Source organism: Rhizobium sp. L43 (assembly GCF_002531725.1).
Taxonomy (GTDB): Bacteria; Pseudomonadota; Alphaproteobacteria; order Rhizobiales; family Rhizobiaceae; genus Rhizobium.
The window spans coordinates 156,341-174,745 of the sequence record NZ_NWSQ01000002.1 but is presented as its reverse complement, the minus strand read 5'-3'; the positions used below and the strand labels follow the sequence as shown (position 1 = coordinate 174,745).

Sequence of the window (18,405 nt, the reverse complement as noted above, 5' to 3'; positions counted from 1 at the left end):
TTCGGCCGCTTGACAATTTTGGAGGGCGTGCTACCCAGATGTCGTTGGAAACGGTTCATTGCCGCGGGCAACTCAGATGGAGCTGAGCCCAGAGCCGTTCGGGAGGAAAAAATGTCCAATTCTAAGCGTGAATCCGTCATGATCAGTGCGCCGCGCCGTGCGGCCTTGAAGCTCGGGCTTGCCGGCACATTGGTGCTGGCGCTGTCCTGCGGCGTGTCGCCTGCCTTCGCGGCCGACAAGCCGAAGGTCGGCCTGATCATGAAATCCTTGTCCAATGAGTTCTTCAAGCAGATGAAGGCCGGCGCCGACAAATATGCGGCCGAGAACAAGGACAAGTTCGACTTCAAGGCCGTCGGCATGAAGGACGAGCGCGATTTCGCCTCGCAGGTCGATGCCGTCGAAAACTTCGTCACCCAGAAATACGATATCATCGTCGTAGCACCCGCTGATTCCAAGGCGATGGCGACGCCGCTGGCAAAGGCCGTGAAGGCCGGCGTCAAGGTCATCAACATCGATGTGCCGCTCGATGCCGATGCCAAGAAGAAGGCCGGGATCGATCTGGCTTTCTTCGGGCCTGACAACAAGGAAGGGGCAAAGCTTGCAGGCGATGCGCTTGCCAAGGATCTGGGCCCCGGCGCCAAGGTCGTCATCCTCGAGGGCAACCCCGAGGCCGACAATGCCAAGGAGCGCAAGGAAGGCTTCGTGGATTCCGTCAAGTCTGGCAAGCTCGAGCTTCTCGACAGCAAGACCGCCCATTGGGAGACGGAAGAAGCCAACACCGTCATGACGAATTTCCTGACGAAGTATAAGGATATTCAAGGTGTGATGGCCGCCAACGACTCCATGGCTCTCGGCGTCGTCAAGGCTCTCGACGCGGCCGGCCAGGCCGGCAAGATCAAGGTTGTCGGCTTCGACAACATCCCGCCGGTGCAGCCGCTGATCAAGGACGGCAAGATGCTTGCGACAGTCGAGCAGTATGGCGCGCAGATGGCGGTCATGGGCATCGACTATGGCATGCGCGAACTGGCCGGCGAAAAATTCACCGGCTGGGTCAAGACCGACGTCAAGCTGGTCACGGCAGCCGATCTGAAATAGTCGGATTGCCGGCTCCAAAGCAAACGTGGCGCCGGCTGTCGGCCGACGCCATCGCCACCAATCGATTGACGCGTTGATCGCTCCGGGTGAGGCTCGTTTCGGGCCTCTCCGATGCGTGTTGCGCGGGGGATTGAAGAGACCATGCATGAGGTCGCCGTGTCAGACACAGCAGATGACGACATTCTGAGGCTGGAGGGGATCGGCAAGCGCTTCCCCGGCGTCGTGGCGCTCAAGGATGTCTCCATGCGGATCGGCCGTGGCAAGGGGCACGTTCTCCTTGGCGAGAACGGCGCCGGAAAATCGACCCTGATCAATCTGCTCGGCGGCGTCTTCAGGCCGGATGAGGGCCATATCCTGTTTGACGGCAAGCCTTATCATCCGTCCTCGCCGCTGGAGGCGTTCAGGGCGGGCATCCGGGTCATTCACCAGGAGCTGCACCCGCTGTCCAACCTGACGGTTGCTGAAAACCTGCTGTTCGAGCATCTGCCGCGCCGATACGGCCTGGTGAACTACAAGGCGATGAACGCCAGAGCGGCGGAACTGCTGGATGAGGTCGGCCTCGACGTCGCCCCGACGACACTCGCCAGCCGCCTCAGCGTCGCGCAGCTGCAGCTGGTCGAGATCGCCAAGGCGCTTTGCTACGAAAGCAAGCTTCTCGTTCTCGACGAACCGACGGCGACGCTGACCTCCAAGGAAGTCGATCGCCTCTTTGAAATTCTGAAGCGCCTGAAGCAGCGTGGCGTCACCACCCTCTACATCTCGCACCGGCTGGAGGAGATCTTCGAGGTCGGCGACGATGTGACGGTGCTGCGCGACGGCCAGCACGTGATCACCCGGCCGCTCGCAGGACTCGGCATCCCTGAGATCGTCGAACTGATGGTCGGGCGCAAGCTTTCCGATCACGGCATTTTTAAAGGCGACAGCACCGTTTCAGGCGAGGCGCTCGGCGTTTCCGGCCTCAAGGTGACGCGCCATAGTCCGGAACTGTCCTTTTCCGTGGCAAAGGGAGAGATTGTCGGCATTGCCGGCCTCGTCGGCAGCGGACGCACCGAGGCGGTTCGCGCCCTGTTCGGCGCCGATGTCAAGGCATCAGGCGAGATCCGCCTGAACGGAGAACCGGTCGAGATCAATTCGCCCAAGGATGCGGTTGCCGCCGGGCTGTGCCTGGCGACCGAAGACCGCAAGATGCAGGGCCTGATGCTCGACATGAGCTGCGCCGAAAACGCCACCATCACCGCTCTCGACAAGATCTCCCGCAACGGCCTGATCATCGGGAAGGCCGAGAATGATCACGCGCAGCGCCTCGTACGCGAGCTCAGGATCAAGACCCCGTCCATCCATCAGGCCGTCCGGACCTTTTCCGGCGGCAATCAGCAGAAGGTCGTCATCGCCAAATGGCTGTTCCGCGGCCCCAAAGTGCTGATTTTCGATGAGCCGACCCGCGGCATCGACGTCGGCGCCAAGGCCGAGATTTATGAGCTTCTGTGGAAATTCGCGGCCGAAGGCAAAGGTGTCCTGGTCGTCTCTTCGGATCTGCCGGAGCTGATGGGCATCTGCCATCGCATCATCGTCTTTTCCGACGGCAAGATATCAGGTGAAATAGCCCGGGAACAATTTGACGAAAGCAGGATCCTTTCGCTCGCCTACAAGGAGTACAGCCGTGTCCGCCAACATTGAAAAACAGACCGAGGCGAAAACTGGGGCGAAAGAGACGAGCGTCTGGGACAAGCTGCTCCGGATCTCGATGAAGGAAGCGGGCGTCGCCATCGCCCTCATTCTGATCCTGGCGTTTTTCTCGGCGACGGCGCCCTATTTCGCGACGCCGGAGAATTTTCTGAAGATCTTCGTGCAGATCGCCATCAACACCGTGCTGGCTGCGGGCATGACCTTCGTCATCCTCGTCGGCGGCATCGATCTCTCCGTCGGCTCGCTGCTTGCCCTTTGCACCGTCATCGGTGCGACGATCATGATCAATCCGGCGTTTTCGCCATGGCAGGCGATCATTCTCGCCTGTCTGGCCTCGATGGGCACCGGCGCCATCCTTGGCGCGGTCAACGGCTGGATCTGCGAGAAATGGAAGCTTCCGTCCTTCATCGTCACCCTCGGCATGCTGAACGTCGCCAGCGGCCTGGCCCGCGTCGTCAGCGACAATTCGACGATCACAGGCCTGCCGCAGCCTTTCGTCGATTTCGGCAACCTGATCTTCTGGGGCATCTTTCCGTCGATCTTCCTGATTGCGATCGTCGTCGTCCTGATCGGCTGGTTCGTGCTGCGCTACACCGTCTTCGGCCGTTTCGTCTTTGCGATCGGCACCAATGAAGAGGCTGTCCGGCTGTCCGGGCATCAGCCGAAACGATACAAGATCGCGGTCTTCACCATCTCCGGGCTGACCGCCGGCATCGCCGCCATGGTCTATCTGCTCCGTCTCAATGTCGGCAGCCCGGTTGCCGGCATCGGCTATGAGCTGAATGCCATCGCCGCCGTCATCATCGGCGGCACCAGCCTCTCGGGCGGCAAGGGCTCGATCGTCGGCACGCTGGTCGGCGCCTGCATTCTGCAGGTGCTGTCGACCGGATTGCAGCTCTTGGGCGCCGACGACAACATCAAGCCGATCGTCATCGGCGCCGTCATCGTGCTCGCCGTCATTCTCGACAGCTATCGCGGCCGGCTGATGCGGATCCTTGAGACGCGTTAGAGCAATTCCAGGAAAAGTGCGAAGCGGTTTTCCCAGGCAAAGCGCGAAGCGCTTTTGCCGGGAATTGTGTAAAACAAAAAGTTAGAGCGGTTCTGCGTTTCCGTGAAAAGCTGAAGCGCTCTAGTCAGGAGTGCTAGGCCCTTGATTGGCCGTTGCGTTTGAGCCCTGGCCGACCTACATCTGTCCGGCAGTCAGGAAGGGACGGAAATGGCCAAGATCACCAATGTAGCGGTCCAGATGGACCATGTCGAAGGCATCAATATCGCAGGTGATTCCACCTTCGCCATGAGCCTGGAAGCCCAGGCCCGCGGCTACCGGCTGTTCCATTACACCCCCGACCGCCTGAGCTTCCGCGACGGCAAGCTCTTTGCCAGCGTCGAGCCGATGCTGCTGCGCGACGTCAAGGGTGATCACTTCGAACTTGGCACGCCCGAGCGCGTCGACCTCTCGACCATGGATGTCGTGCTGCTGCGCCAGGATCCGCCCTTCGACATGGCCTATATCACCTCGACGCATCTGCTCGAGCGCATCCATCCGAAGACGCTTGTTGTCAACGATCCGGCCTGGGTGCGCAATTCGCCGGAGAAGATCTTCGTCACCGAATTTGCCGACCTGATGCCGAAGACGCTGATCACCAAGGACCCCGCCGAGATCCGCCGCTTCCGCGACGAGATGGGCGACATCATCCTCAAGCCGCTCTACGGCAATGGCGGCGCCGGCGTCTTCCATTCGACCCGCGACGACCGCAACCTCTCCTCGCTGCTCGAAATGTTCGGCCAGCTGTTCCGCGAGCCCTTCATCGCCCAGCAATACCTGCCCGACGTGCGCAAGGGCGACAAACGCATCATCCTGGTCGATGGCGAATTTGCCGGCGCCATCAACCGCGTTCCGGCCGAACACGACAGCCGTTCCAACATGCATGTCGGCGGCCGCGCCGAGGCGACCGAACTGACGCCGCGCGAAAGCGAAATCTGCGCCCGCATCGGCCCGGCGCTCAGAGAACGCGGCTTCCTGCTCGTCGGCATCGATGTGATCGGCGATTACATGACCGAGATCAACGTCACCTCGCCGACAGGCATCCGCGAGGTCAGGAAGTTCGGCGGCGCCGATATTGCGAGCTTGCTCTGGGACGCGATCGAGCGCAAGCGCGGCTGATCTCGCCTGGTAACCCCACGCGCCTGCTATGACCGGGTACAACCCCGGGCACAATGTACATCTGACTGCGTTCCTTGATTGTTCTTGTTTTATTCCTGCTTCCGTGCCAGATTGCAACCGCTGGCCCTGAAGGGTTGCAGGCGCTATAAGAGTTTGCGGGCAAGGGATGGGCATATGGTTGCGCGTGTCAGTACGGTGGCATTTCAGGGCATCGAAGGTGTGCCGGTCGAGGTCCAGGTCATGGTCGCTCCCGGCAAGATCGGTATGCAGATCGTCGGCCTGCCCGACAAGGCGGTGGCCGAAAGCCGTGAGCGCGTGCAGGCAGCCCTTCATGCCTCCGGCCTGGCGCTGCCGGGAAAGCGGGTGACCGTCAATCTGGCGCCTGCCGATCTGCCGAAGGAAGGCTCGCATTTCGATCTGCCGATCGCACTCGCTTTGATGGCTGCCCTCGGCGCCATTCCCGCCGATGCGCTGTCGGATTTTGTCGTCGTCGGCGAGCTCAACCTCGATGGCACGATCGCCGCCATTGCAGGCGCGCTGCCGGCCGCGATCGGCGCCAATGCGCTCGGTAAGGGGCTGATCTGCCCGGCCGAAAGTGGCGCCGAAGCCGCCTGGGCCGGCGCCGATGTCGACATCCTCGCACCCCGCAGCCTGATTGCCCTTGCCAATCATTTCCGCGGCACGCAGGTGCTGTCGCGGCCGGAGCCGTCGATCCGCGCCAATGCCGCCAACCTGCCGGATCTTGCCGAGATCAAGGGCCAGGAAAGCGCCAAGCGCGCGCTCGAGGTGGCCGCCGCCGGCGGCCATAATCTCTTGATGGTCGGCCCTCCCGGTTCCGGCAAGTCGATGCTGGCGGCCAGGCTGCCGTCGATCCTGCCGCCGCTGTCGGCCGCCGAGCTGCTGGAAGTCTCGATGGTCCATTCGATCGCCGGCCAGCTCTCCGGCGGCAAGCTTTCCGATCGCCGGCCCTTCCGCACCCCGCATCATTCCGCCACCATGGCAGCCCTCGTCGGCGGCGGCCTGCGCGCCCGTCCCGGCGAAGCCTCGCTTGCCCATCACGGCGTGCTGTTTCTCGACGAGTTTCCCGAATTCACGCCGCAGGCGCTGGATGCGCTGCGCCAGCCGCTCGAAGGCGGCGAATGCGTCATTGCCCGTGCCAATCACCGCGTTTCCTATCCGGCGAAATTCCAGCTGATCGCGGCGATGAACCCTTGCCGCTGCGGCATGGCCGGCGAACCCGGCCATAGCTGCGCCCGCGGCCCGCGCTGCATGAGCGATTACCAGGCCCGCATCTCCGGCCCGCTGATGGACCGCATCGATATCCGCATCGACGTACCGGCCGTCTCCGCCGCCGATCTGATCCGGCCGATGGCGGCCGAGGCCAGCGCCGACGTCGCCCGCCGCGTCGCCCGCGCCCGCGAAATCCAGCAGCAGCGCTTCGAGGCGGCCGGGGCAAAAGGCATCGGCACCAATGCCCGCTGCTCCACCGCGATGATCGAGAAACTGGCCGAGCCCGACGCCAGCGGCCTGCAGCTGTTGCGCGACGCCGCCGAAAAAATGAAATTCTCCGCCCGCGGCTACCACCGCGTCCTCAAGGTCGCCCGCACGCTCGCCGATCTCGACGGCAAACCGACCGTTGGCCGCATCCATCTCGCTGAAGCGATCTCCTACCGCATCGCGGGTGAACGCCTGACGGCTGCGGCGTGAGAGACGCGAAACAGAGCGATCAGCTCAATTGGTTCATCATTCTTTGAGAGAGCTTAGCGTCCTCAAGCAGGGGCGTAAGGTCGCTGACCTGATCCAAAGAGCCGACAATCGGCAACTGTTTGATCCACGCATCCGCGATCGCCGAATGTGTGGCCTCGACCGCATCGCCAGCATTGATGGTCGTAAATGGCCGGTCATGGTATGGACCCACGATCGGCTCGAAGGGGGCGATGCCGATCGCATTTTGCCTGTGCGCCAGTTCCAGGTAAGCCGAAGCGAGTGCGTCCTCTCGCTCCGTCCATTCACCCGAAAGTAAGGCCCGCTGCAGGTGAGGCGAGAGGGGCTCTGCGATGGGGAGCCTGGCAAAGCTGCTGCCGAGCCACTTTGAATAGGGGGCGTACCGTCGCTCGAGCAGAAACCCCATTCTCATTACGTCCCGCACCAGCCGCGCGGCGATGATCCGCGAACCCAGGTCGTCTCCGACTTGTCCTGCGCGACCGACAAATGCCTGCTCTTCGGCGATGCGCCGCCACTGACACGCAATCTTGTAGAGCCACACATCATCTGGGAAATACCCCAGGCGATCACGGGCCTGGCTCAAGCGGCTATCGTCATCATGAAAGACCGCACCTGATGTAAAGGCGAGAAGCTTTTGCTCTGCAAAGCCCAGCCATTGAAGAGCGTTGAGGTTTTTCACTGATCGAACCGCGAAGTGGCCTTCCAACAGTGCTTTGAGCGTATGAAACTCCAGCCCGTGTTCGAGCGCTCCGATTGTCTCGGCGCCATTTGCCGGCGGATGTGGTCGGCTGCGCCAGCCGATCGGCTCGCCAAGATAGTGAGCCGGTGCGACTTTGGAAAATTCATCGACCAGTCGCGGTGCGCAATTGTTGAAGTCATCCCGGCTTAGGAAGATGTGGACGCGCGGCCCCCAGTTGTGGTCCTTGGAAACGTCGTCGTCAAAACCGAGTAGCTCCGAGCCATAGCCGATCAGCGCTGCGGAATAGCGGAGTTCCGGCGCAGCCTCGCTCAGCCAGGGCCGAACGATATCGGTATAGAAACCGCGTGATAACTCGATCCCCTGCATGACGTCTCACCGTGGTCTTGATGCCATTACGATAGGAACACAGACGCCCCCAGAGGGCCAACGTAATGGACGGCGCCGAAGGCGCTCCGGCAGTTCGTTGACAACCTCGTTCTTTACTCGGCGTCATCCTCGGCCTTGTGCCGAGGATCTGCTGCATATCAACTGGCTGCAGATGCTCGGGACAAGCCCGAGCATGACGAAAGAGGAGTGGGCCGACTTTATCAGCAGCTCACGGAGCGCCGAAGCGGACCCGATATCCTGCGAAGATGAGTGACCGGAAAAGCCTGGCCGAAACCCTACCTCAGCTCCCCAGCCCCTCGAACAGTGCCGTCGAGAGATAACGCTCGGCGAAGGAGGGGATGATGATGACGATGTTCTTGCCGGCGTTCTCGGGACGGACGCCAACCTTGATCGCCGCCGTCAGTGCCGCACCTGAGGAGATTCCGACCGGGACGCCTTCGAGCCTTGCGACGAGGCGCGCCTGTTCGAAGGCTTCGTCATTGGTCACGGTGACGACCTCGTCATAGATGCCGGTATCGAGGATCTTCGGCGCGAAGCCGGCGCCGATGCCCTGGATTTTGTGCGGGCCGGGATTGCCGCCCGACAGGATCGGTGAATCGGCCGGCTCGACGGCGATGATCTTGATCTCGGGCTTGCGGCTCTTCAGCACCTGGCCGACGCCGGTGATCGTGCCGCCGGTGCCGATGCCGGAGACGACGATGTCGACCGTGCCGTCGGTATCGTTCCAGATTTCCTCGGCCGTCGTCTTGCGGTGGATCTCGGGATTGGCCGGATTTTCGAACTGTTGCGGGATGACGGCATCGGGCAGCGACGACGCCAGTTCCTCAGCCTTGGCGATGGCGCCCTTCATGCCCTTCGGTCCCTCGGTCAGCACCAGTTCGGCGCCGAGCAGCGCCAGCATCTTGCGGCGCTCGACCGACATCGTTTCCGGCATGGTGAGGATCAGCCGATAACCCTTGGCGGCGGCGGCAAAGGCGAGCGCGATGCCGGTATTGCCGGAGGTCGGCTCGATCAGCACCGTCTTGCCGGGGGTGATCTTGCCTTGCGCTTCGAGGCCCTCGATCATCGCCACACCGATACGGTCCTTCACCGAGGCGATCGGGTTGAAGAATTCGAGCTTGCCGATCAGGTTCGCCACGACGCCCTTTTCCCGCGCCAGCTTGTCGAAGCGCACGAGCGGCGTGTCGCCGATGGTCTCGGTGATCGAGGAATAGATGCGGCCGCGGCCGGGCTTGTGCGACATGGGTGTTCTCCCTTTGAAATCCTGACCCTGGAATCGGGGGAGAATAGGGTCAAAGGCCGCTCTAGGCCAGAGCGCGTTCGCCCTGCAGGGGCGATCAGGGGAGAAAAAAACCTTTGGAAACCGTTTCTTGCCGAATGTTTATTTCAGGCAGCCCGCGTGGCGATGAAGGCCGCCGTGCCGGCGAGGATGCCTGATGCAACCCGGTTCAGCACCTGCAGGGCGCGCGGCTTTTTCAGCATCGTCCTGGCCCGCGAGGCAAGCAGCATATAGGGCACCAGCACGATGATCAGCACCACGAAGGTTACAGCGAGCAGCAGCGCGTAGTCACGCAGCCCGATATTGCCGATATCGATCAGCGTCGGCGCCAGGGCGACATAAAACAGCATCGTCTTCGGATTGCCGAGCGTCACCAGCAGGCCGGAGAGGAAGGAGAGGCCGATATTGCTGGATTTCCGCGCGGCGATATCCTGCGGCAGCAGTCCCGCCGTCCAGAGTTTCCAGGCGATATAGCCGAGATAGAGGGCGCCGGCGATCTTGATGGCGATGAACACCTCGGTAAAAGTCTGCGCCACGAAGGCAAGACCGAGAATGACGGCGGTGAGATAGGTCATGTCGCCGAGCACCAGGCCGAGACCCATGAAGAAGGTCTCGCGGAAATTCGAGCCGAGCGCACGGGCGACGATCGCGGTGATCCCGGGTCCGGGAATGGCCGCGGCGATGAACAGCGCTCCGGCATAGGCGATCAGGGCGGTGAGGCTCATCTGTCATATCCATTGGATTGGCTGACCTCTCTATATCAGGCGTTGCGGCTTCATCAATGCATCGGCGCTGATCTGTCCATAAGCATAAGGAATAGATCTGCTGAACCATGGTCCACTTGGAAAGCGATCCGGCCTTGCTAGTTTTCTCTCTGCACGCGCGCCCTCGGCGTCCGCTGCGCTTCTCGAAGACGCGCGGCGCTGTAGCGATTTTCATCACCAAGGAGAGAATGGATGTCCCCGACCTCAGCCGAAACCCGCAGGCTTTCGCCCCTCAAGACGCCGTCCAGCCTGTCGACCAACGCCATCACCGATATTTCGGCGGCGTTGACCGCGCTGCTCGCCGATGTCTTTACGCTTTACGTGAAGACCAAGAATTTCCACTGGCACATGTCCGGCCCGCATTTTCGCGACTATCATCTGCTGCTCGACGAACAGGCCGGGCAGATCTTCGCCATGACCGACGACATTGCCGAGCGTGCCCGCAAGATCGGCGGCACGACGCTGCGCTCCATCGGCCAGATCGCCCGCCAGCAGCGCCTTGCCGACAATGACGCGGATTTCGTCACGCCGGAGGACATGTTGTCGGAACTGCGCGAGGACAATGCTCAGCTCGTTTCGCTGCTGCGCGAGGTGCATGGCCTCTGCGACGAGCATAATGATGTCGCGACCGCCAGCCTGATCGAAAACTGGATCGACGAGGGCGAACGCCGCACCTGGTTCCTGTTCGAAACGACGCGCCCGCAGAGGTAATGTCGGCAACCGGGCGTCTCAGCCATCCCTATCGGAACGCCCGGTTCTCAGCCCTGGAGCGCCCGCGGCCGCAGCCAGCGCGGTGTCCAGCCGAGATTCATGCCGGCGGCGGCAAGCAGGATGATCGCGGCACCGGCGATCTGCATCGGCTGCAGCGCGTGGCCGAAGGCCAGCCGGTCGACCAGGATCGCCGCGATCGGATAGATGAAGGAGAGAGCGCCGGTCAGATGTGTCGGCAGCCTCTGGATCGCGCCGTAGAGCAGCACATACATCAGCCCGGTATGGACGACGCCGACGGTGATAAGGAGCGCCCAGCCTCCTGCATCTTGCGGCGGATTTGAAAAGTCCGTCATCGGCGCCAGCATCAGCATGCCGGTTGCGACCTGGATGAGCGCGATCAGATGCGGCGGCGTACCTTTCAGCCATTTCGCGGCAAGGGCTGCAAGCGCGTAGAAGAAGGCGGCGCCGAGCGCCATCAGGATGCCGAGGCCGTAACCGTCAGATATCGCCCCGCCTGTCGCCGGTTTTGCCTCGACGATGGCCACCATGCCGGCGAAGGCGAGCGTCAGCCAGAACAGCTTGGTGGCGGTGATCTTCTCGCCGAGAAAGAGCGCGCCGAGCACCAGCAGCATGAAAGGCTGGGTGTTATAGACCGTGGTCGCGATCGAGATCGTCGCATGCGAATAGGAGGCAAACAGCAAGAGCCAGTTCAGGACGATGGCGACGCCGCCAAAAATGGCGATGCCGAAGGCGCGCAGCGTGATGATGCCCGGCCGCAGCAGCCCGAGAGCACCGCAGATGATCAGCAGGGTGAGCGCGCCGAACAGGCAGCGCCAGAAGACCACGCCGCTGACGGGCTGGCCCGACATAACGACGAACCAGCCGATCGTCCCCGAGATCAGCATCGCTGCCGTCATTTCCACTGTGCCCCGTCTGATGTCGCTGCCCATGATAACCTCCGCCTTCGATGATATGAGAATATTGCTGCGGGAAGCAATTTTATATAATGATAAAAAGGAAAATGGTCGATATCGCCTAATCATACGAGGACAATGGATCGCCATGGCTAATGATGTGCAGGCGCTCGACGAAATCGACCAGGCCATTCTGGAGGCGCTGGCCGGCAATGCGCGGATCTCGCTGAAGGAGCTGGCACAGCAGGTCGGTCTGTCTTCGCCGAGTGCGGCCGAGCGGCTGCGCCGGCTGGAGGAACGCGGCGTCATCAAGGCCTTCACCATCGATCTCGATCCCGCCGCCGTCGGTTATCCCCTGCAGGCGATCGTGCGTGTGCGCCCGCTGCCGGGACAGCTGCACATCGTCGAGCGCATCATCCAGGACATTCCTGAAATCGTCGAATGCGACAAGGTGACGGGCGAGGATTGCTTCATCGCCCGCCTGGTCATCCGCTCGATGGCCGAACTCGACGGCCTCCTCGACCGGGTTGCCGAAAGGGCGGAAACCAACACGTCGATGATCAAGGCCTCGCCCGTCAAACGCCGCCTGCCGCCGCTTTCCCGTCGGAAATAAGGTCGGCGAAACGGGGCTAGAAATCCGCCATCGGCGACAGCATCGCCGGGAAATCCGGGATGGCATCGCCGAGCCCGCGCAGCATCAGCCTCGTGCCGCTTTCAAACGGCTGTGGGACACCCGCCCAACCGAGCTTGTCGGGACGGAAAAGCACCTCGACGGCGGCAGGCGCGATCGCCAGCCCGCCGAGGATCGCCGCAAGCGGCGGCATCTCCGCCGCCACGACGTCGAGAAGGCTGAAGCGGCCCGCCTCGTCGATCTTCCAGGCGATCGCCGCCTGCCGGTCTTCCAGGAAGCTGACGCGGATATCCGGATCGAGCTGGGTGTTGATCAGAAACATCGCCGCATTGACGGTGACCGCAAGCGAGGTCGAAACCGGGCTGCGTCCTTTCAGCAGCGATTGCAGCAGGACAAGATCATCTGCCTTCGCAGGCGCAAGCAGCCGGGCGGGTGCAACTGGTGTTGAAGGGGCGGGCGCCGCTCCCGCGTATCGGTGCAGCGCTATCGCGCGGAAACCGTAGGGTTCGTAGAGCGACGGCTTGTCGGTATAGAGGATGACGGCTTCAAAACCCTGCCGCTCGCACCAGTCGAGCGCCTTCACCGTCAAATCGCGATAGAGCCCGCGGCCACGCCATGGCGGCCGCACGGCGCCGGATTGCAGCCCGGCGGCATGGACGATCCTGCCATTGATGACGAAGGGCAGCGCAAAGGCCGTGAGATTGGCCGCCAGCTCGCCCTCGGCGTCGAACCAGCCGAACGGTATGCTGCTGGGATCGGGGCCGCCAAGCTGTTGCAACGGCCCGATATCGATGCCGAAAATATCCTGGAGCAGGCGGACCAGCGCCGCCCACCCGGCGGGATCGCCGAAATAATCCTGCCGGAAGGTCAGGCCAGCGCTGTCGAGGCGCCCGGCCATCAGACGCCGGTGGAGCCGAAGCCGCCTGCGCCGCGCACCGTTTCGCTGGCCTCGGTAATCTCGGCCACCCGCGCCTGCGTCACCGGTGCGATCACCATCTGGGCGATGCGCATGCCGCGCTCGATGACGAAGGGTTCCTCGCCGAGATTGATAAGCAGCACCTTCACCTCGCCGCGATAGTCGCTGTCGACGGTGCCCGGCGAATTCAGGCAGGTGATGCCGTTCTTGAAGGCCAGGCCGGAGCGCGGCCGCACCTGTCCTTCGAAACCTTCGGGGATTTCGAAGATGAAGCCGGTCGGCACCAGCGCCCGTTTGCCGGGCAGCAGTGTCAGCGCGGCCGCCTCGTCGACGGCGGCGCGCAGGTCCATGCCGGCCGCCCCCTTGCTTTCATAGGCGGGCAGGTCGAGGCCTTCGCCGTTGGCCAAGCGGATGAGGTTCAGCGTCGGTCTGATATCGTGATGAATGGTCATGGCCCATTACTTTGCGCGTGGAAGGGCAAGGTCAATTGCAAAGCCGGCCTTTAGTCGCTAGTTAAGCGGCAATTCCACAGGATTCACATTATGGCCGAAAGTCTCGCCGAGGCGGTCTCCCGCCGCCGCACATTCGCTATTATCGCCCACCCGGACGCGGGCAAGACGACGCTCACCGAAAAGCTGCTGCTGTTCGGCGGCGCCATTCAGCTTGCCGGCGAAGTCAAGGCGAAGAAGGATCGCATGCAGACGCGCTCCGACTGGATGAAGATCGAGCGGGAACGCGGCATCTCGGTCGTCACCTCGGTGATGACCTTCGAGTATAACGACAATGTCTTCAACATCCTCGACACGCCGGGCCACGAGGATTTCGCCGACGACACCTATCGCACGCTGACCGCCGTCGATGCCGCCGTCATGGTCATCGATGCCGCCAAGGGTATCGAGCCGCGCACGCTGAAGCTTTTCGAAGTCTGCCGCATGCGCGATATCCCGATCATCACCTTCATCAACAAGATGGATAGGGAAAGCCGCGATCCCTTCGAGATCCTCGACGAGGTGGAAGAGAAGCTGGCGCTGGATACGGCGCCGATCACCTGGCCGATCGGCCGTTCGAAGACTTTTTGCGGTTCCTACAATATTGCCGCCAACACGGTGCGCGGATCGGATACCGAGGTCGAGGGAACGCCGGTCAACGGCCCGCAGAGCGTGGCCGGCAAGCTGCCGGAAAACGAACGCCAGGCTTTCGTCGAGGAGACCGAGCTGGCGATCGAGGCCTGCCGTCCGTTCGACCGCCAGGCCTTCCTGGAAGGCCATATGACGCCTGTCTTTTTCGGCTCGGCACTGCGCAATTACGGCGTTCGCGACCTCATCAATGCGCTCGGCGATTTCGCGCCGCCGCCGCGTGATCAGGTCGCCGATACCAGGACCGTGCACGCGACCGACGACAAGATGACGGCCTTCGTCTTCAAGATCCAGGCCAATATGGATCCCAACCACCGCGACCGCATCGCCTTTGCCCGCATCTGCTCCGGCAAGCTCGAGCGCGGCATGAAGGCAAGGCTTGCCCGCACCGGCAAGCAGCTCGGCCTGACGGCGCCGCAATTCTTCTTCGCCTCGCAGCGCCAGCTCGCCGACACCGCCTATGCCGGTGACGTCGTCGGCATTCCCAACCACGGGACGCTCCGGATCGGCGATACGCTGACCGAGGGTGAATCGCTGGTCTTCCAGGGTGTGCCGAACTTCTCGCCTGAGATCCTGCGACGCGTGCGCCTGGAAGACGCGATGAAGGCGAAGAAGCTGAAGGAAGCGCTGCAGCAGATGGCCGAAGAGGGCGTCGTCCAGCTGTTTTCGCCGGAAGACGGCTCGCCGGCAATCGTCGGCGTCGTCGGCGCCCTGCAGCTCGATGTCTTGAAGGAGCGGCTGATGGCCGAATACGGCCTGCCGGTCTCCTTCGAAATGTCGCGTTTCTCCGTCTGCCGCTGGATCTCAGCCGATCAGCCGGCTGATCTCGAAAAATTCCTCACCGTCAAGCGCGGCGATATCGCCCGCGATCTCGACGGCGATCCGGTCTTCCTCGCTCAGGACGGCTTCTCGCTGCGTTATGAATCCGAGCGCCATCCGGCGATCAAGATGGTCGCCATCAAGGAATATCATGCCGCCAAGGCGGCGTGATCACCAAAGCAATCCCAGGAAAAGTGTGAAACGGTTTTCCGTCCGGGATTGCGTAAAAACAAAAGGATAGAGCGGTTCTTCGCTTCCGTTAAAAGCTGAACCGCTCTAACCGCCCAGCCGTTCCGCCAGGAAGTCGACGACGGCGCGCACTGCCGGCAACTGGCCGCGCCGGTGCGGCATCAGGATCGTCGTCTCGATGCTGCCGGCCGTCCAGTCCGGCAGCACCCGCACCAGCCGCCGGTCTGCCAGCGCCTTCCGGCAGACGGATGTCGGCAGGCAGGTAATGCCAAGCCCCGACATGGTCATTTCCATCAAGACATAAGGCTCATCCGCCGCCATAACGGAATGCAGCGTGACGAGAGCCTCATCGCTGTCCGAATAAAGCCGCCACTGATCCTCCGTCAGGCTGGTCAGGATCGTCGCATGCTGTGCCAGTTCCTCCGGCCGGCGCGGTTGCCCGTGCGTGCTGACATAATCCGGCGACGCGAGGATGAAGAAAGGGTGGCTGGCGAGCTTGCGCTGCACCAGCGCCGAATCCGGCAGCGGCCCGCGGTGGCTGCGCAGCGCGATATCGAAGCCTTCCTGCACGATGTCGACGAAGCGGTCCGTCACATGCACGGAGAGCCGGAGCTTCGGATGGCGTGCAGCCAGCGCCGGCAGATGTTCCGTCAGGGTAAACTGCGCCGTCGGCACCGAGGCGGTGAGGCGAACGCTGCCGGCCGGTTCAGCCAGATGCCGCCGCACGATGCCCTCGGCCATCTCCGCCTCGATGATCGAGGCCTGGGCATGCTGAAAAAATTCCCGGCCGAGCTCGGTCAGCGCGAAGCTGCGCGACGTGCGTTGGATCAGCCGCACGCCGAGCCGTCCCTCCAGCTCGGCAACCCGTTTGCTCACCGTCGATTTCGGAATGCCGAGATGCCTGGCGGCGGCGGTAAAACTGCCGCTGTCGACGGCCTGCACGAAGAGATGAAGATCGTTGAGGTTGAAAAGCGCCATGACCATCTTCCACCAATGTAGACGTTGCGATGCATTTATAGCCTCTACCGCAGGATCGTCTACACCAGCACATTGATCATGTCCAAAAGGGTTCAATTCTGAAAGGAACGATTGATGTCACCCATATTGTTTTACGGCGTGCCGGAAGGCTGCTCCTTCGGCTCGATCGTCGCGCTGGAATGGTCCGGTCTGCCTTATCGGCTCTGCCGCGTCGAGATGCCGGAAGTGGTCTCCTCCGACGACTACATCAGGATCAATACAGTCGGCGAAACCCCGTCGCTGCTGCTCGAAGATGGCAGGACGATCAGCGAAAGCATGGCGATCCTCCACCATATCGGCGCCCGTGCGATCGGCACCGGCCTGGGCTTTGCGCAGGGGTCGGAGGACTTTGATCGGCTGAACCAGATGCTTGCTTACCTCAATACCAGTTTCTTCAAGGCCTTCGGCCCGCTCTGGTATGCGTTCGAACATCCGCTGGAGCCGCAGCAGAAACAGGCCCTCACAGCCTATGGCATCGCCGGGGTCGAAAAGGCGCATCATACGCTGGAGCGTCTGCTTGCCGGCCGCGAATGGCTTCTCGGCAACGGGCCGAGTCTGGCCGATGCCTATTTCGTCGGCATCGCCCGCTGGAACGATTTTCACAAGGTCGTCGACCGCCGGCAGTTTCCCGGCCTGCACCGTCTCTATGAGCGCATGCAGCAGCAGTCGGCCGTGCGTTTCGCCCATGCGATCGAGCACCGGCAGGAGGCGAAAAGCAGCGGCGGGTTCCTCGGTGAGGTTGATCTGGCCGAGGCGCTCGGCCTGTTGAAACAGGCGGCTTGAAAATTATGGCCATCGCGCCTTTGGGTGCGATGGCCAATCTGCCGTCATCCGGCAGCGATGATCTCGATTTCGACGAGCCAGTCGTCGCTGAGCGTTTCGACGATGATGGCCGTGGTCGGCACGGCGCGGCCGCCAAGTGCCCGAAGACGGGCATTCTGGTTCGCCTCCACAAAGGCGCCGTCGCGGAGATAACTCGTCAGCCGGACGATATTGTCGACGGTCATATCAGCCGAGGCGAGGATCCTGCGCAGATTGGACCAGATGAGTTCCAGCTGTCCTTCGAGATCGGCCGCCGCCGTTCCCTCTGCATCGAGACCCATCGTGCCACTGACGAAGAGCAGCCGCGAGGGATGTCGGACCTCCAGCGCATGGATGTAGTCGGGGCTTGTCGAATAGATCCCGCTTGCCGGCTTGCGCTCGATCATCTCCATGCGATTTCTTGCCTCTCAGAATATTCTGTTGAAGAATGCCAGTATCGGCGATCATTTTTCGGCAGGAAGAGGAGTTTACCGAATGACTAGAAATACAGAGGATCTTCGGCAGCGACGCCCGCAGCAGCCGGTCATCGATGCCTTCGACCGAAAAATATTAGCCGCGCTCGCCGCCGACAGCAGCCAGAGTTATGCCAGGCTCGGCGAAGTGGTCGGCCTGTCGGCGCCGGCCGTGCATGAGCGTGTGCGCCGTCTCAGGCAATCCGGCGCGATCAAAGGCGTGCATGCTGCGCTGGATGGAGCAGCGCTCGGCAAACCGTTGCTTGCTTTCGTGCATGTGGAGGCGGCCGGCTGGGGCAAGAGCGAGCGGCTGATGCAGCTCCTGCAGTTTCCCGAGGTCGAGGAGATGCATTCGGTCGCGGGCGATGCCAGTGTGCTCTTCAAGGTCCGCACCGCCAGCCCGCAGGCCTTGGAGGCTTTTCTGGCACAGATCCATGCCGTTTCCGGTGTTACCGGCACCCGCAGCTATATCGCGCTTTCCACCTATCTGGAGCGTCCCGTGCAGGCCGGCGTCACCAATAGCTGGCCGGATACGCCTTTGCCGGAATAGGCTGGGGGCGAACGTTGCCGAGTCCAGACGCAATCGTCTCCTTAGTCCTCGCCGTCAAAGCGCGGCAGGTGCTCGATATTCTCCACCCCTGTTAAAGCCGACCGGCACCATATCTGTTTCCTGGGCGTGAGTTCCCGCCGCTGGTCGATGCTGCCGACACGGATACCGATCGCGCCGCCTTCGCCGTCGGTGCGGTAGAGCGGCGATCCGCAATTGGGGCAGAAGAGTTGCCGGCTGAGACCGCCGCTGTCGCCATATTTTGTGTAGGCTTTCGGCGCGCCTGAAGTGAGCGTGAAACTGTCCGGCCGCGCCGGTGCGGTGACGCGATAGGCCGAGCCGGTCAGCCGCTGGCAATCGGTGCAGTGGCAGATCGAGATCCGTTCGGGATCGATCTCCGCTTGGTAGCGGATCGCGCCGCAGTGGCATCCCCCGGTAATATGCATCGGCG

The 18,405-nt window shown here is 62.3% G+C and carries 19 protein-coding genes; 10 read left to right on the top strand and 9 right to left on the bottom strand.

Annotation, left to right across the window (positions count from 1 at the left end):
- The first annotated feature begins 111 nt into the window (after window positions 1–111).
- From CO667_RS03360 to CO667_RS03340, 5 genes are all read left to right on the top strand, one after another.
- Entirely contained in the window at window positions 112–1,095 is a 984-nt protein-coding gene (locus CO667_RS03360) for a sugar ABC transporter substrate-binding protein (RefSeq protein WP_097617060.1), read from the top strand.
- A gap of 141 nt (window positions 1,096–1,236) precedes the next feature.
- Window positions 1,237–2,772 (top strand): sugar ABC transporter ATP-binding protein, encoded by a 1,536-nt coding sequence (locus CO667_RS03355; RefSeq protein ID WP_097617059.1) that lies wholly within the window; start codon window positions 1,237–1,239, stop codon window positions 2,770–2,772.
- A complete protein-coding gene (locus CO667_RS03350) occupies window positions 2,756–3,790 on the top strand; it encodes an ABC transporter permease (RefSeq protein WP_097617058.1) in 1,035 nt (344 codons plus the stop codon). The genes CO667_RS03355 and CO667_RS03350 overlap by 17 nt, the downstream gene beginning before the upstream one ends.
- Window positions 3,791–3,997: 207 nt before the next feature.
- A complete protein-coding gene (gene gshB / locus CO667_RS03345) occupies window positions 3,998–4,945 on the top strand; it encodes a glutathione synthase (protein WP_097617057.1) in 948 nt (315 codons plus the stop codon).
- A gap of 174 nt (window positions 4,946–5,119) precedes the next feature.
- The gene (locus tag CO667_RS03340) at window positions 5,120–6,652 is read left to right on the top strand and encodes a YifB family Mg chelatase-like AAA ATPase (RefSeq protein WP_097617056.1); all 1,533 of its coding nucleotides are present in this window, start codon (window positions 5,120–5,122) and stop codon (window positions 6,650–6,652) included.
- A gap of 19 nt (window positions 6,653–6,671) precedes the next feature.
- Here the strand turns inward: CO667_RS03340 and CO667_RS03335 are convergent, their stop codons facing one another.
- The 3 genes from CO667_RS03335 to CO667_RS03325 all read right to left on the bottom strand — a co-directional run bounded on the left by CO667_RS03335 (window position 6,672) and on the right by CO667_RS03325 (window position 9,761).
- On the bottom strand, window positions 6,672–7,736 hold the full coding sequence (locus CO667_RS03335) for a DUF4037 domain-containing protein (RefSeq protein WP_097617055.1): 1,065 nt from the start codon (window positions 7,734–7,736) through the stop codon (window positions 6,672–6,674).
- A gap of 301 nt (window positions 7,737–8,037) precedes the next feature.
- Window positions 8,038–9,000, bottom strand: a complete 963-nt coding sequence (cysK, locus tag CO667_RS03330) for a cysteine synthase A (protein WP_097617054.1) — start codon at window positions 8,998–9,000, stop codon at window positions 8,038–8,040.
- Window positions 9,001–9,143: 143 nt separating this feature from the next.
- The gene (locus CO667_RS03325) at window positions 9,144–9,761 is read right to left on the bottom strand and encodes a LysE family translocator (RefSeq protein WP_097617053.1); all 618 of its coding nucleotides are present in this window, start codon (window positions 9,759–9,761) and stop codon (window positions 9,144–9,146) included.
- A 231-nt stretch (window positions 9,762–9,992) separates the two neighbouring features.
- Here CO667_RS03325 and CO667_RS03320 point away from each other — a divergent pair, with 231 nt between their 5' ends.
- Entirely contained in the window at window positions 9,993–10,511 is a 519-nt protein-coding gene (locus CO667_RS03320; protein ID WP_097617052.1) for a DNA starvation/stationary phase protection protein, read from the top strand.
- A gap of 47 nt (window positions 10,512–10,558) precedes the next feature.
- On the opposite strand, the gene CO667_RS03315 is transcribed toward CO667_RS03320, so the two are convergent.
- Window positions 10,559–11,461, bottom strand: a complete 903-nt coding sequence (locus tag CO667_RS03315) for a DMT family transporter (RefSeq protein WP_097617051.1) — start codon at window positions 11,459–11,461, stop codon at window positions 10,559–10,561.
- A 112-nt stretch (window positions 11,462–11,573) separates the two neighbouring features.
- Here CO667_RS03315 and CO667_RS03310 point away from each other — a divergent pair, with 112 nt between their 5' ends.
- Complete coding sequence (locus CO667_RS03310; protein ID WP_097617050.1) at window positions 11,574–12,038, top strand: Lrp/AsnC family transcriptional regulator; 465 nt, start codon at window positions 11,574–11,576, stop codon at window positions 12,036–12,038.
- 16 nt (window positions 12,039–12,054) lie between these two features.
- On the opposite strand, the gene CO667_RS03305 is transcribed toward CO667_RS03310, so the two are convergent.
- Window positions 12,055–12,954: a GNAT family N-acetyltransferase gene (locus CO667_RS03305; RefSeq protein ID WP_097617049.1), complete on the bottom strand. Its 900-nt coding sequence runs from the start codon at window positions 12,952–12,954 to the stop codon at window positions 12,055–12,057.
- Window positions 12,954–13,424: a dUTP diphosphatase gene (dut, locus tag CO667_RS03300; protein WP_097617048.1), complete on the bottom strand. Its 471-nt coding sequence runs from the start codon at window positions 13,422–13,424 to the stop codon at window positions 12,954–12,956. Before dut ends, CO667_RS03305 begins: the two co-directional genes overlap by 1 nt.
- 90 nt (window positions 13,425–13,514) lie before the next feature.
- Here dut and CO667_RS03295 point away from each other — a divergent pair, with 90 nt between their 5' ends.
- On the top strand, window positions 13,515–15,098 hold the full coding sequence (locus tag CO667_RS03295; protein WP_097617047.1) for a peptide chain release factor 3: 1,584 nt from the start codon (window positions 13,515–13,517) through the stop codon (window positions 15,096–15,098).
- A gap of 105 nt (window positions 15,099–15,203) precedes the next feature.
- Here the strand turns inward: CO667_RS03295 and CO667_RS03290 are convergent, their stop codons facing one another.
- A complete protein-coding gene (locus tag CO667_RS03290) occupies window positions 15,204–16,094 on the bottom strand; it encodes a LysR family transcriptional regulator (RefSeq protein WP_097617046.1) in 891 nt (296 codons plus the stop codon).
- Between the two features lie 114 nt (window positions 16,095–16,208).
- Here CO667_RS03290 and CO667_RS03285 point away from each other — a divergent pair, with 114 nt between their 5' ends.
- The gene (locus tag CO667_RS03285) at window positions 16,209–16,916 is read left to right on the top strand and encodes a glutathione S-transferase family protein (RefSeq protein WP_097617045.1); all 708 of its coding nucleotides are present in this window, start codon (window positions 16,209–16,211) and stop codon (window positions 16,914–16,916) included.
- Window positions 16,917–16,960: 44 nt separating this feature from the next.
- Here the strand turns inward: CO667_RS03285 and CO667_RS03280 are convergent, their stop codons facing one another.
- A complete protein-coding gene (locus CO667_RS03280) occupies window positions 16,961–17,347 on the bottom strand; it encodes a RidA family protein (protein ID WP_097617044.1) in 387 nt (128 codons plus the stop codon).
- A 28-nt stretch (window positions 17,348–17,375) separates the two neighbouring features.
- On the opposite strand from CO667_RS03280, the gene CO667_RS03275 reads away from it, so the two are divergent.
- Window positions 17,376–17,957, top strand: a complete 582-nt coding sequence (locus tag CO667_RS03275) for an Lrp/AsnC family transcriptional regulator (protein WP_097617298.1) — start codon at window positions 17,376–17,378, stop codon at window positions 17,955–17,957.
- Window positions 17,958–17,998: 41 nt separating this feature from the next.
- Here CO667_RS03275 and CO667_RS03270 read toward each other — a convergent pair whose 3' ends face one another.
- A complete protein-coding gene (locus CO667_RS03270; RefSeq protein ID WP_097617043.1) occupies window positions 17,999–18,400 on the bottom strand; it encodes a GFA family protein in 402 nt (133 codons plus the stop codon).
- Between the last annotated feature and the right edge of the window lie 5 nt (window positions 18,401–18,405).